Annotated in this window: 16 protein-coding genes and 1 tRNA gene; 5 read left to right on the forward strand and 12 right to left on the reverse strand. The window is 65.3% G+C overall.

Translation table 11 applies throughout. The annotated features are described in order from the left end of the window. Window positions 1-41 precede the first annotated feature (41 nt). The 3 genes from J2X50_RS17640 (at window position 42) to J2X50_RS17650 (ending at window position 1,128) form a co-directional block, all read left to right on the forward strand. Window positions 42-671 carry a Maf-like protein gene (locus tag J2X50_RS17640; RefSeq protein ID WP_429096868.1) on the forward strand — a complete coding sequence of 210 codons (630 nt, stop codon included), beginning with the start codon at window positions 42-44 and terminating at the stop codon, window positions 669-671. Further along, window positions 668-886 (forward strand): DNA gyrase inhibitor YacG, encoded by a 219-nt coding sequence (gene yacG, locus J2X50_RS17645; RefSeq protein ID WP_429096870.1) that lies wholly within the window; start codon window positions 668-670, stop codon window positions 884-886. The genes J2X50_RS17640 and yacG overlap by 4 nt, the downstream gene beginning before the upstream one ends. 166 nt (window positions 887-1,052) lie before the next feature. Then, a tRNA-Phe gene (locus J2X50_RS17650) sits at window positions 1,053-1,128 on the forward strand. A gap of 106 nt (window positions 1,129-1,234) precedes the next feature. Here J2X50_RS17650 and J2X50_RS17655 read toward each other — a convergent pair. The 3 genes from J2X50_RS17655 to J2X50_RS17665 all read right to left on the reverse strand — a co-directional run bounded on the left by J2X50_RS17655 (window position 1,235) and on the right by J2X50_RS17665 (window position 4,056). Continuing rightward, window positions 1,235-1,660 carry a hypothetical protein gene (locus tag J2X50_RS17655; protein ID WP_429096871.1) on the reverse strand — a complete coding sequence of 142 codons (426 nt, stop codon included), beginning with the start codon at window positions 1,658-1,660 and terminating at the stop codon, window positions 1,235-1,237. Window positions 1,661-1,964: 304 nt separating this feature from the next. Continuing rightward, complete coding sequence (locus tag J2X50_RS17660) at window positions 1,965-2,966, reverse strand: magnesium transporter CorA family protein (protein WP_429096873.1); 1,002 nt, start codon at window positions 2,964-2,966, stop codon at window positions 1,965-1,967. 199 nt (window positions 2,967-3,165) lie between these two features. Continuing rightward, complete coding sequence (locus J2X50_RS17665) at window positions 3,166-4,056, reverse strand: DUF6929 family protein (RefSeq protein ID WP_429096875.1); 891 nt, start codon at window positions 4,054-4,056, stop codon at window positions 3,166-3,168. A gap of 231 nt (window positions 4,057-4,287) precedes the next feature. Here J2X50_RS17665 and J2X50_RS17670 point away from each other — a divergent pair, with 231 nt between their 5' ends. Continuing rightward, window positions 4,288-4,884: a hypothetical protein gene (locus J2X50_RS17670; RefSeq protein ID WP_429096878.1), complete on the forward strand. Its 597-nt coding sequence runs from the start codon at window positions 4,288-4,290 to the stop codon at window positions 4,882-4,884. Window positions 4,885-4,920: 36 nt separating this feature from the next. On the opposite strand, the gene J2X50_RS17675 is transcribed toward J2X50_RS17670, so the two are convergent. The 7 genes from J2X50_RS17675 to J2X50_RS17705 form a co-directional block, all read right to left on the reverse strand. Then, window positions 4,921-5,844 carry a sugar kinase gene (locus tag J2X50_RS17675; protein WP_429096879.1) on the reverse strand — a complete coding sequence of 308 codons (924 nt, stop codon included), beginning with the start codon at window positions 5,842-5,844 and terminating at the stop codon, window positions 4,921-4,923. Between the two features lie 70 nt (window positions 5,845-5,914). Beyond that, on the reverse strand, window positions 5,915-6,736 hold the full coding sequence (locus J2X50_RS17680) for an IclR family transcriptional regulator (RefSeq protein WP_429096882.1): 822 nt from the start codon (window positions 6,734-6,736) through the stop codon (window positions 5,915-5,917). A 43-nt stretch (window positions 6,737-6,779) separates the two neighbouring features. Then, window positions 6,780-7,163: a RidA family protein gene (locus J2X50_RS17685; protein WP_347964429.1), complete on the reverse strand. Its 384-nt coding sequence runs from the start codon at window positions 7,161-7,163 to the stop codon at window positions 6,780-6,782. A gap of 16 nt (window positions 7,164-7,179) precedes the next feature. After that, a complete protein-coding gene (locus J2X50_RS17690) occupies window positions 7,180-7,950 on the reverse strand; it encodes an amino acid ABC transporter ATP-binding protein (RefSeq protein WP_429096886.1) in 771 nt (256 codons plus the stop codon). A 10-nt stretch (window positions 7,951-7,960) separates the two neighbouring features. Beyond that, on the reverse strand, window positions 7,961-8,623 hold the full coding sequence (locus tag J2X50_RS17695) for an amino acid ABC transporter permease (RefSeq protein WP_429096889.1): 663 nt from the start codon (window positions 8,621-8,623) through the stop codon (window positions 7,961-7,963). A 5-nt stretch (window positions 8,624-8,628) separates the two neighbouring features. Then, the gene (locus tag J2X50_RS17700) at window positions 8,629-9,291 is read right to left on the reverse strand and encodes an amino acid ABC transporter permease (protein ID WP_429096892.1); all 663 of its coding nucleotides are present in this window, start codon (window positions 9,289-9,291) and stop codon (window positions 8,629-8,631) included. Window positions 9,292-9,359: 68 nt separating this feature from the next. After that, complete coding sequence (locus J2X50_RS17705; RefSeq protein ID WP_429096895.1) at window positions 9,360-10,199, reverse strand: transporter substrate-binding domain-containing protein; 840 nt, start codon at window positions 10,197-10,199, stop codon at window positions 9,360-9,362. A gap of 159 nt (window positions 10,200-10,358) precedes the next feature. Between J2X50_RS17705 and J2X50_RS17710 the strand changes: the two genes are divergently transcribed. Next, window positions 10,359-11,417 carry a D-TA family PLP-dependent enzyme gene (locus J2X50_RS17710; protein ID WP_429096897.1) on the forward strand — a complete coding sequence of 353 codons (1,059 nt, stop codon included), beginning with the start codon at window positions 10,359-10,361 and terminating at the stop codon, window positions 11,415-11,417. A gap of 3 nt (window positions 11,418-11,420) precedes the next feature. On the opposite strand, the gene J2X50_RS17715 is transcribed toward J2X50_RS17710, so the two are convergent. Further along, window positions 11,421-11,960 (reverse strand): GNAT family N-acetyltransferase, encoded by a 540-nt coding sequence (locus J2X50_RS17715; RefSeq protein ID WP_429096899.1) that lies wholly within the window; start codon window positions 11,958-11,960, stop codon window positions 11,421-11,423. A gap of 93 nt (window positions 11,961-12,053) precedes the next feature. Continuing rightward, complete coding sequence (locus J2X50_RS17720) at window positions 12,054-12,503, reverse strand: universal stress protein (RefSeq protein ID WP_429096901.1); 450 nt, start codon at window positions 12,501-12,503, stop codon at window positions 12,054-12,056. Window positions 12,504-12,506 lie beyond the last annotated feature (3 nt).

Consider the following 12,506-nt stretch of genomic DNA (forward strand, 5'->3'; position numbering starts at 1 on the left):
CGCGCGGCCCGCGAGCGAGCCTCCACCTACAGGATTGTGCGTTGAGCGATCTGCAAAAGCTTGTGCTTGCCTCGGGTTCGCCCCGCCGCGTCGAGCTGCTGCAACAGGCCGGCATCGAGCCCGACCGGCTGTTTCCGGCCGACGTCGACGAGCGGCCGATGCGCGCCGAAAACCCGCGCTCGCTGGCCAAGCGGCTGTCGGCGAGCAAGGCGCAGCGCGCCCATAGTGTGATCGCCAGGGAACCGGAGCATTCGCCGGGCTTCATCCTCGCCGCCGACACGGTGGTGGCCGTCGGCCGCCGCATCCTGCCCAAGGCGGAGACGATGGACGAGGCGCTGCACTGCCTGCAGCTGCTCTCCGGCCGCTCGCACAGGGTCTACACCGGCCTGGCGCTGGTCACGCCGGCAGGCAAGCTGCGCCAGCGGCTCGTCGAGACGCGTGTGCGCTTCAAGCGCCTGTCGCGCCAGGACATGGACAGCTACCTCGCCTCGGGCGAGTGGCGCGGCAAGGCCGGAGGCTACGCCATCCAGGGCTATGCCGGCACCTTCGTGGTCAAGCTGGTCGGCTCCTACAGCAACGTCGTCGGCCTGCCCCTCTACGAGACGACCTCGCTGCTTTCTGGCGAAGGCTACCAGGTCCAGATGAGCTGGCACACCGGCAGCCACCCGTGACTGGCGTTTCCAAGGACAAGGTGACGCCGCTGCGCGCCAGGCGCCCCTGCCCCGAATGCGGCAAGCCTTCGGCGCGGGAGACCTATCCGTTCTGCTCGCCGCGCTGCAAGGCGGTGGACCTCAACCGCTGGCTTTCGGGCAGCTACGCCATCCCCGTGCGCGACGACGAGCAAGAAGATTCCGACCGCGCACCCGGCGCCGGCGAGGAAGGCTAGCCGGCGTCTCCAGCTTCCGCAGCGGCCTGTGATTTCTTTCGAGAAAAACGCATCGGAGCGGCTGGACAGAGGGAAATCTCGTGCTATAACCCACGCGCTTTCGGGGGTGCGGCGCACCTTCAGAAAGACCGGATCGAGACCCCCAGCGGCCTGATCCAGGACAGTTGCCCGGATAGCTCAGTTGGTAGAGCAGCGGATTGAAAATCCGCGTGTCGGTGGTTCGAATCCGCCTCCGGGCACCACTTATTTCCCCCAGAACCGCCTCAGCCCACTGCGCGCGCCACAGACACCAGGACAGGCGAACCTACTTGGCCATTTCGTCGCCCCGGCCCGTCCCCCGCGCTGCGGTCACGCAGCCTTCAGATAGATGACGCGCATGACTGCGACCTCCGTCCCGGAGTTCGTGGCTCCCTCCTTGGTGGAGCCCTTGGTGCAGCTCCAAACGTCGCCTGCCTTGGCCGCAAACTCCATCTCGCCCGCCTTGACCTGCAGTTCGCCTTCGGTGACCTGGCAGACCATGTCGTCCGTCATCGGTTCACCGACGGGAAAAGCTGCTGCAGGCTGGAAAACGACGTCGATCATCTCGAGGTTCTTGTACGCGGCAATCACCGACTCCCGCTTGCCGAGTTCCACGACCCTCACTCCGGGGAAAATCTCCTTGCCCTCGGTCGCGCCGTAAGCCTTGGCGGCTGCCGGCGTCGCCGAAACGACCAGGGGCGTCGCGGCCACCGTCAGACCGAGTGCAAGTGCGGACCTGCGATTCATCAGTTCCATGGCTTCCTCCTACGTAAATCGCCCACGAAGTAGGCAATCGAGAATCATCGAACTGCTGTCGCCGCCAGTCAATGCGCACTTCCGATGTAGCCTCGCTGGCGCTCAACGTTCATGGTCGAGAGAGAGAGGCCCAGAGTTCACCCAACACCACTCGTACCGTGCGATGCGCGTCGCACCGAATGCGGGCATTATCCTGCTTAGGGGGGCGGAAACACCCGCCGCCGGCGGTGAAATCGTTCGCCTCATGGGGAGCAGCAAGCGCAGGCTGCCTTGCAAGCCTGCGCTGCGCCGTACCATGGCCAGCCTACAGCCAGCCGCGGCGCTTGAAATACACATAAGGCACGATGGCCGACAGTACCATCAGCCCCAGCGCCCAAGGATAGCCAAGCGTCCACTTCAACTCCGGCATGAGGTCGAAATTCATGCCATAGATCGACGCCACCAGCGTCGGGGGCAGGAAAACGACGGCTGCCACGGAGAATATCTTGATGATCTGGTTCTGCTCCAGATTAATCAGCCCCAATGTCGCGTCGAGCAGGAAGTTGATCTTGGCGGACAGGAAAATCGCGTGTTCGCCCAGCGACGCGGCATCGCGCTGGATCAGCTTCACGCGCTCCCTGATATCCTTGGTGGCCTTGCGGGAGGACGAGCCGGCCGTGCGGTTGATCTCCACGGCGGTGTGATAGGCCGCAAGCCGGATCATGCTGATCAGGCTTTCCCGGAGCTTCGTCAGCAGGTCGCCCTTCCGGCCGATCTGCTCGATCAGAGACTGGAGATCGCGTGTCTTCTTCGTCGCGCTCTTGGCCTTGTTGCGGAAGACCTCGCGCGAAATCGCATCGGCTTCGTCGCCAATGCGTTCAAGCGCGTCAGCCACCCGGTCGATGAGTGCCTCGACCAGGCCGAGCATGACCGCCTCGCCGGTCATGCACTGGCCTGCATTGCCCCGCAGCCCTTTCGCGATGTAGTGAGCGAACGGCTTCGAGTCGAAATGGCGGACAGTCACGAGCGTCTGCCCCTTCAGGATGAAGGTGATCGGAGCCTTGAGCGGATCGTCGCTTTCGATCTCGGTAACGGCCGTCATGGTCATGAACTCGGCGCCATCCTCGTTGTAGAGGCGGTCCGAAAGTTCGATTTCCGCCATCTCGTCCCGCGTCGGGATGGCGATGCCGAGATGCGCCTCGAGGCGCCTGACCTCATCGGCCGAGGCGCTGAGGAGGTCGATCCAGAGGGCGCTTGCGGCCTCCGGATCGTCGAAGTCGGGGATCGTCTTGAGACGGCCGTTCTGGCCCGCAAAGATGCGCAGCATTTGTGGCTCCTTCTGGCAAGCTGTGACGCCGCCCGCGGAGCCCTGAGATCAGGAGCGTCGCGCGACCGGCAATATCGAAGAGGAACTTCGACTGTCGGGGTCCATGGTTATGTCCTGTCGTTTGATGACGGTGGGATGACCGTCGGTTGCGCGATGCGCCATCTTTGCCGCTGAGTCAACACACATTGGGGCCTTGGCACTAAACGGATATCGCCCCCTCGAACAAGCAGCCGGCGGTGGTCGGGTCATCGGCATCCGATACGGCCAGAACCTCTATGGCGCGCTCGGACCGCCAGGCGTGTACCCCCTCGATCTTCGCGAGGGGGGACAAGCCATCGATACGAACGAGGTTCAATTCCTCGTCGAGGATGCAAAGCGCCGAACCAGCAAGCCTGCCGTCGCGATAGGCGTCGGCGGTATCCTCGGCGACCGCCGAGAGCACGATCGAGCCGCCTGCGAGGGCGCAGGCATCGGTGACGCACAGCGGCACCTCCTCGACGGAGGGAAGGCGCAACGACGTGGCCGAGAGAATGTCGACCACGCCGCCTTGCAGTGCCCGGTCCAGCTCGACGGCAAGAACGGTGTTGTCCGGCCGCGAGGTGTTGCCACGATTGAACAGCAGCAGTTGACTGCCCCGCACGACCGCACCCTCGACGTTCACCTCATCCACCGCGCCCGCGATCGCCTGGAAAAGCGGAGCCATGTCGAGGAGCCGGACCGCCCCCACGCCTCCATCTGGGTCGAGGCCGATCATCGCGGCACGGCGGCGCTTGTCGGTCGACCCCGAGCCGATCGCCAGAAGCACCGACCGGCGCCCATCCTCTCCATCTGGCAGTCGGAGCAACACTTCGAAATCGGGCTTCATAGCCTTGCGCAGGACCGGATCGCGCGGAAGCCGCCCCGGAAGCAGGCGGACCATCTCCCCCGGAGCACCGCCTTCGATAGGGAAGATCGCGAGGCCGAGTTCGTCGTCGCCCACGACATACAGCTTCGATCCGACGGCGACCAGGCCGCTGGCTGCCGACAAATGCCGTTGGCCCGAAGCGCCGGGACGATCGATGGTCAGGTGACGTCGAAGCTTGAGTTCCATCGGTCCTGCAGGTGTTGGTGTCGTCGCTCGAATTGCTATCAGACAATCGCATCGGTTTCTGCATCAGGCCGAACGTGCCGCAATCGGTGCAGCGCGCCCTCCCCCTTCGCCGGTTTGGTTAGCCGCCTCCCCCATTCCGATGAATTTACAAGCGGACCGGGGGGCGCGAGGTTCGCCGATCACCCTGTTGATCGCAGCGCTTGTCCCGAAAACATCTGCGGAGGAACTGCCATGAGGTCTTCACATCTCGCCAGCTGCGCCCTGATTGCCCTGGCCTTCGTCTGGAACGCCGGTCCGGCCGTCAATCCCGCCAGGGCCGAGGGGCCCAGCAAGGCCGAACTCGACGCCGCCCGCCAGGCTCTGGAGAAGTACAAGGATCCCTACGTCGCCGTCCGCGACCTCTATCTGTCGACGGTGGGTTGCGTCCACTACAGCGGCGAGAAGATGGAAGGCCGGATGGAGTATGCGAAGGGCGCAATGGGCGTCCACTTCGTCAATCTCACCGTCAAGGGACCGCCCGACCTGGCCAAGCCGAACGTGCTGGTCTACGAGCCCGACGGCGGAAAACTGCGCCTCGTCGCCGTCGAATGGCTGGTTCCGCTCGCAGTCGCCAAGGAGCGGCCGACCCTGATGGGCCAGCCCTTCCAGGGACCGATGGAGGGACACGAACCCCTGATCCCCAAGGAGTTCGCCCACTACGACCTGCATGCCTGGCTGTTCAAGGACAATCCGAACGGCATGTTCAGCGCCACCAATCCGGACGTGACATGCGAGGGCTATCCCTTCAGCCTGCTTGAGGAGCCCACCAAGATGGTGCCCGCCCCGTGAGGCAGCGCGCAGGCGGCCCGCGCACTGTCAGCCGGGCTATGCGCGGGCCTCCAGTGCTCTGATCTCGGCATCGGCCAGCAGCGCGCCGTGGTGGCCGATGACGGTTGCCGCGACGCGGGCGGCGAACGCGGCGGCGAGGCCTTCGTCGCCGGTTTCGAGATAATTCGCCAGGAAGGCGCCGTTGAAGCTGTCGCCGGCACCCGTCGTGTCGACGACCTTTTCCGCCCGTGCGGCGGGGACGAAGGCTTGGCGGCCGCCGAAGCTCAGGGTGATGCCGTCGGCGCCGTCCTTGACGACGAGCTTGTCGACGCCGAGGCCGCGATAGCGCGCGATCGTCGCCTCGACCGAGGCGTCGCCGAAATGCGTCGCCTCGTCCTCGAAGCTCGGCATGACCATGCTGGAGACCGCCGCACCATCGGAAATCGCGCGCCGCATCCTCTGGGCATCGTCCCACAGGCGCGGGCGGATGTTGGGATCGAAGGCGACGAGCTTGCCGGCTGCCTTGGCACGGCCGATCTCGGCGAGCAGCGTCGCGAGCGCATCCGGCGCAAGGATCGCCAGCGTGATGCCGGAAAAGAAGACCGTGTCGGACGCATCGATCGCGGCGCGCAAGCCGGCCGGGTCGTCGGCGAGCAGACGCGCGGCCGAAGCCGAGCGCCAGTAGGAGAAGCTGCGCTCGCCGTCCTTGAGATGGATCATGTAGAGGCCGGGCGCGCGCTCCGGCACGCGCCGGACAAAGCCGGCGCCGACGCCCGTGCCTTCCATGAAGGCGAGCATCTCGTCGGACACGGGATCGGTACCGACGGCGGTTAAATAGTCCACATGCCATGCACCGGGCAGGAAGGCGCGGAGGTAGAAGGCGGTGTTGAAGGTGTCGCCGGCGAACCCCTTGCGCAGCAGACCGCCCTCGGCCTGCCTGAGTTCGACCATGCATTCTCCGATCAACAGTGCGCGCGCCATGCCGTGTGCCGTTCCAGGGTAAATTGGCCAGGGTAAATTGGGCCAGTGTGAATTGGTATCGCGGGAAGCCTCAGCCGCGACCTTGAGCCCGGCTCGCGCCATGGCCGTCGTCGTCGATCATGTGGCCGAGGCGGCTCGAAAGGTCGGCCGCGGCGTCAAGCAGCGTCTTCAGGTAGTTCGCATGGTTCTTCAGCCCATCCTCGCGCGGCGCAACCAGGCAGAGTGTCGCCACGCAGACGCGGTCGGCCTGGTAGACCGGCACGGCGAAGCAATGAGTGAAGTTCTCGACGGCGCTGTTGAAGGTGTAGTAGCCGACCTTCGCCGCCTCGCGCACTTCGGCGATGAAGGCGGCCGGATCGATCCACTGGCCGTTGGGCAGGCGGAAATCCTCCTTCGGGATGAAGTCGAGGATCTCCTGGTCGCTCATGTGCGAAACCAGCAGCCGGCCCGACGCCGTCCACGGAATGGCGACCGGGTCGCCGACGTTCGACGAGATGCGGAACGGCCTCGAGCCCTCCTTCATCTGGGCGACGGTGTATTTGTTGCCTTCGAGCAGGCACATCTGCGCGGTCTCGCGCGTCTCCTCGGCGATGTGCGTCAAAAGCTTGTCGCATTCGCGCATCAGGTCGAACTGCTCGGCATAGGCCATGCCGAGGAAATACAGCTTGCGCCCCAGGAACACTCGGCCATCGTCGCCGCGATATTCCAGGATGCCCTGCCGCATCAGCAGGTTGACCAGCTCGTAGACCGACGAACGCGGCGCGCCGATGCCGGACGCGATCTCGTTGGGGCGCAGCGGCGCACGCTTGAGACGCAGGTAGTTCAGGATCTCGAAGGCGCGGTCGAGACCCCGCGCGCGCCTGCTTGTCATGTCGTCCTGTACGTCGTCCATGCGCCGCCTCCCGGGCGGATTTGCTGATGAATCCGGTGCCGACTCACGGCGCCTTGTAGGCCACGCAGTCGATTTCGACCTTGCAATCGACCATCATACTCGACTGCACGCAAGCGCGCGCCGGCGGATGGTCGCCGAAATACCCGGCATAGACACCGTTGAAGGACCAGAAGTCGCGCGGGTCGTCGAGCCATACGCCGACGCGCACGACGTGTTCCAGCCCATAGCCCGCCTCCTTCAGGATGGCGATGACGTTTTCCATCGTCTTGTGGGTCTCGGGAATGATGCCGCCGCCGACGATCTCGCCGTTCTCCATGGCGACCTGGCCGGACACGTAGAGCCAGCCATTGGCCTCGACGGCACGGGCGAACGGCAGGGGTTGCTTGCCTGCCCCGGTCTGGCCGGTGCCGTAGCGCTTGATCGTCATGTCTATTCTCCGAATGCTAGTTGAAAGTAGAGGTCTTGAGGAACTCGGCCAGCCGCTCGGTCTGCGGCTTGACGAACATCTGGCGCGGGTTGCCCTCCTCGCCGATGCGACCCTGGTTCATGAAGATGACGCGCGAAGACACTTCATAGGCAAAGCGCATCTCGTGGGTGACGAGCAGCATGCTCATGCCGTCGCGGGCGAGGTCCTTGATGACCTGCAGCACCTCGTTGACCAGCTCGGGGTCGAGCGCCGAGGTGACCTCGTCGAACAGCATCAGCTTTGGGTTCATCGCAATGGCGCGGGCAATGGCCACGCGCTGCTGCTGGCCGCCGGAGAGCTGGCCGGGGAAGCGGTCGCGACGCTCGGCCAGGCCGACGCGGTCGAGCCATTTCTCGGCAACGCCGCGCGCCTCGTCGCGGGCTATGCCCTTGACCTTGACCAGGCCCAGCATGACGTTCTGCGCCGCCGTCATGTGCGGGAACAGGTTGAACTGCTGGAAGGCCATGCCGGTCATCGCGCGCTGGCGGGCGATTTCCTTTTCCTTCTTGCGGCGGCGCGTGCCGCCGACAGTCTCGTAGCCGATCTCCTCGCCGTCGATGCGGATCGAGCCGCCCTGGAATTCTTCCAGCATGTTGATGCAACGGAGCATGGTCGTCTTGCCCGAACCGGACGAGCCGATGATGGAGATGACGTCGCCCTGGGCCATGGTGCAGTCGACGCCCTTGAGGACTTCGACCTCGCCGTAGCGCTTGTGCAGGTCGCGGATTTCGAGAAGGTTGCCGGTCATGGATGCGGCCTCACGAGGGGATCGAGGTCTTGCGTTCGACGTAACGGCCGAAGCGCTCGATGCCATAGTTGATGACGAAGTAGAGGAAGCCCGCGAAGATATAGAATTCGAGGCTCATGAAGGTGCGCGAGATCAGCTCCTGCGTCCTGAGCAGGAGCTCGGCCACGCCGATGATCGACAGAAGCGTCGAGGCCTTGACCATCTCTGCCGCCGTATTGACCCAGGCAGGCAGCACCTGGCGCAGCGCCTGCGGCCCGAGCACATAGGCGAAGGTCTGCGGGAATGTCAGGCCGATCGCCTTGGCGGCCTCGGTCTGGCCCTTGGGGATCGACTGCAGCGCGCCACGGACGATCTCGCCGACATGCGACGAGCAGAACACCGCGAGCGCCAAGACGCCAGCCTGGAACGGCCCGAGGTCGATGCCCACGGTGCCCAGCACATAGTAGCTCGCGAGAACCAGCACCAGCACGGGCGTGCCGCGGATGAAGTCGGTATAGCCGCGCACCAGCCAGCGCACGGGACCCTTCCCGTAGGTCAAAGCCAGGCCGACGCCGATGCCGAGCAAGGTGCCGACGAGGATCGCCAGCAGCGAGATAGAGACGGTGACGCCGAGGCCCTTGAGGATGGGCATGCGGGCCAGCCACAGCGTTTCGAGGAATGCGACGAGTTCCATGTCGGTCACCTCGGGATGGACATGCGCTTCTCGAGCCGGCGCAGGATTGCGGCCAGCACGGAGCAGGTGGCGACGTAGAGAAGGCTGGCGACCATCCAGGTCTCGATGACGCGGAAGGTCTCGACGTTGATCTTGCGCGCCTCAAAGGTGAGTTCCGGCACGGCGATCGCGGCGGCGAGCGAGGTGTCCTTGAACAGCGAGATCATCGTGCTCGACAGCGACGGCAGCACGTTGCGCAGCATCAGCGGAATGACGATCGAATTGCGGATCTGCGCCTGCGTCAGGCCGATGGCGAGGCCGGCTTCCCTGAGCCCGCTGGGCACGGCCAAGAGGCCGCCGCGGAAGACCTCGGCGAGATATGCGCCGGAATAGACCGACAGCGTCGCGACGAAGCTCTCGATCTTGCCGAGGCGCAGGCCCAGCTGCGGCAGGGCGAAGAAGGTGAACAGCACCAGCACCAGGATCGGCGTGTTGCGGATGATGGTGACGTAGATGCGGGCCGGATGGCGCAACAAGCCACGCTTCGACAACAGGCCGAAGGCGGTGACGAGGCCGATCGCGCAGCCGATGGCGATCGCCACGAAGGCGAGGCCGAGGCTGAGCGCGAGCCCTTCGAGCAAGAGGTCGAAGCTGCGCCAGACCGCCGAGAAGTTGAGGGTGTAACCCATGGTGCCGTCCGAGTGAGAGATGTGGCGCGGCCGAGTTCAGGCCAGGGGCCGCGCCACTTTTGGCGAGTTTACTTGTACTCGACCGGGAAGCCGATCTGCGGCGGGGCGAGCTCCTTGCCGAACCAGGTCTTGTAGGAATTGGCGTAGAAGTCGAACTCGACGCCGGTCATCGCCTCGTGCAGCGCGGTGTTGACGAAGTTCAGCCAGTCCTGGTCGCCGCGCTTGACGCCGCAGGCATAGGTCTGCGGGTTCCAGCCGTAGCCGCCGTCCTTGTAGCGGTCCGGGTTCTGCTTCATGTACCAGGCCAGCGACGACTGGTCGGTGGCGGCGGCATCGGCGCGGCCCGATTCCAGCGCCTGGTAGATCAGGTCGACGGACTCGTACTGGTCCACCTTGGCCTCCGGCAGCGCCGCGTGCACCATGGCCTCGGCATAGACGTTCTGCAGCACCGAGACGGTGACGCCCGAGCCGGCGGCCTTGAGCGCGGCATAGTCGGCATACTGGCTGTCGGCCTTGAGCATCAGGCCGACGCCCTCGCGGTAATAAGGAATGGTGAAGGCGATCTGCTGGGCGCGCTCGCCGGTCACCGTCATGAACTGGCAGGTCAGGTCGACCTTGTCGGTGGTGATGTTCGGGATGCGGGCATCCGACGACTGGTTGACGTATTCGATCTTGTCCGGGTCGCCGAAAAGCGCCTTGGCGACGATGCGGCCCATGTCGACGTCGAAGCCTTGCAGCCTGTCGTCGGCGCTCTTGAAATGCCAGGGCGCGTTCGTGCTGCCCGTGCCCATGATCAGGCGGCCGCGTGCCAGAACCTCATCGAGCTTGCTCTGCTTTTCCTGCGCGCCGGCAGGCAGTGCCGCCATCAGCGCGAGCGCGGCGACGGCCGCGGAAAGTGCGATCTTCATCTCGCCGTTCCTCCCAAAAAGAGTTCCCTAAAACAATGTCCATTATTATGGACACATGTCCTGAATAATGGATTGACGTATAAAGCGGCACGCGGCATTGTTTGTCAAGCGCTTCGCGGGCAAGGTCCGGGCGCTCGTGAATTGGAGGCAAGGCAAGGCATGTTCGACGAGATCCAGACGCCCGCGGTATTGGTGGACATCGACGTGGCGAAGCGGAACATCGAGCGCTTCCAGGCCTATGCCGACAGCCACGGCCTCAAGGTCCGCCCGCACATCAAGACGCACAAGCTCCCGGCCATCGCCGAGATGCAGCTCGACGCCGGCGCCGTCGGCATCACCTGCCAGAAGGTCTCGGAAGCCGAAGCCATGGTCGCCGGCAGCGACCGGCTCGACGACGTGCTGATCACCTACAACATCCTGGGCGAGGACAAGCTCGCCGCGCTGGTGGCGCTGTCCCGCAAGGTCAAGCTGGCCGTCGTCGCCGACAATACGATCGTCATCGACGGCCTGTCGGCCGCCTTCGCAGCAGCCGGCGCCACGCTGAACGTCTTTGTCGAATGCAACACCGGCGCCGACCGCTGCGGCGTTGGCACGCCGCAGGAAGCGGCCGAACTCGCCGCCCGCATCCATGCCGCGCCCGGCATCGCCTTCGCAGGCCTGATGACCTATCCGCCGGTCGGAGGTGTTGCCAAGGTGCAGGCCTTCATGACCGGGGCCAAGGCGCTGATCGAGGCCAAGGGCATCGCCGTTCCCACTATTACCTCGGGCGGTTCGCCCGACATGATGCTGGCCCACCTGGCCCCCGTCACGACCGAGTTCCGCCCCGGCACCTATGTCTACAACGACCGCTCGCTGGTCGCCCGCGGCGTCACTACCTGGGACGACTGTGCGCTGACCGTGCTCGCCACCGTCGTCTCGGTGCCCGCGCCCGACCGCGCCATCGTCGACGCCGGCTCGAAAACGCTGACCTCGGACCTGCTCGGGCTCATCGGCCACGGCCATGTGCTCGGCCGCCCCGACATTTCGATCGACCAATTGTCGGAGGAGCACGGCCGCCTGCGCAGCGAAGGCGACATCGGCCTCGAGGTCGGCCAGCGCCTGCGCATCGTTCCCAACCACGCCTGCGTCGTCACCAACATGGTCGACGGCGTCTATGTCCACGGCAAGGACCGGGCGCCGGAGCTGTGGCCGGTGCCGGCGCGCGGCAAGATCGTCTGAGGGTCAGCCGATCGCCTTGACCATGCGCAGCAGCGGCACGGGCGCACCGCCCCGATCATCGCTGACGAGATCGACCGCCTCATAGCCGCAAGCGCGGTAAAGCGGCACGCCGGCCATCGTCGCCATGAGTTCCGTCCGGCCGAACCCTTCGGCCCGGGCCGCCTCTTCGCACAGCGTCATGATCAGCGTGCCGACACCTCGGCGCGCGAAGCCGGGATCGGTGTACATGGCGCGGATGCGTGCCGGCTCCGTTGTCGGATCCAGCAAGTGGGCATCGCGCCCCGGCGTGTGGTCGCTGCCGTAGAGCGTGGCGCGGCGGCTCCAGCCGCCGCAGCCCGCAATGGCGTCGCCCAGCAGGATGACAAAATAGGTGCCGTCATCCACGAGTTGCGTGTCGAGCCCCATGATGGCCCGGCTCGACTCGATCTGTTCGGGATTCAGGAAAGGCTTCTGCAGTTCGGCTATCGCCGCATCCATGATCCCTTTCAGGACCGGCAGGTCGGCATGCGTCGCCAACCGATGCGTCAAGACGGGCTCCGTCATGGAAACCTCCCCAGCCGCGCACGGAAGGGCCGGGCGCCGGCAAGCCGCCATAATACGCCTGTTTGCGCAGCGGATTAACCGTCGCCATCCGAATCAGCGAACGACCAGCACCGGTACCTTGCTATGGGTCAGCACTTCCACCGTCTGGCTGCCCAGGATCAGGCGGCCGAGGCCGCGGCGGCCATGCGAGGCCATGACGATGAGATCGCAGCCCCTCTCCTGGGCGACCTGGTTGATGGCTTCCGCCGCCCACATCTCCTCGACGTGCAGCGTCTCGGCGTCGACGCCGAGCTTGTCGGCGTCCGCCTTGGCCGCCTTCAGCACCTTGGCGCCATATTCCTCGCCGGCCTTCTGGTAGGAGACGATGTCCTCGGCGGTCGCCACCGGACCGTACATGCCGGCCGAGGCGAAGATCGGCGCCGGTTCGGTGACGTTCAGGATCGCGACCTTGCTGTCGAGCCCCTTGGCCAGCTTCAGCCCGTGATCGAGCCCCTTCTGCGCCAGTTCCGAGCCGTCGGTGGCTATGAGGATGTGGGTGTACATGGG

The organism is Aminobacter sp. BE322 (assembly GCF_050433525.1).
GTDB lineage: Bacteria > Pseudomonadota > Alphaproteobacteria > Rhizobiales > Rhizobiaceae > Aminobacter.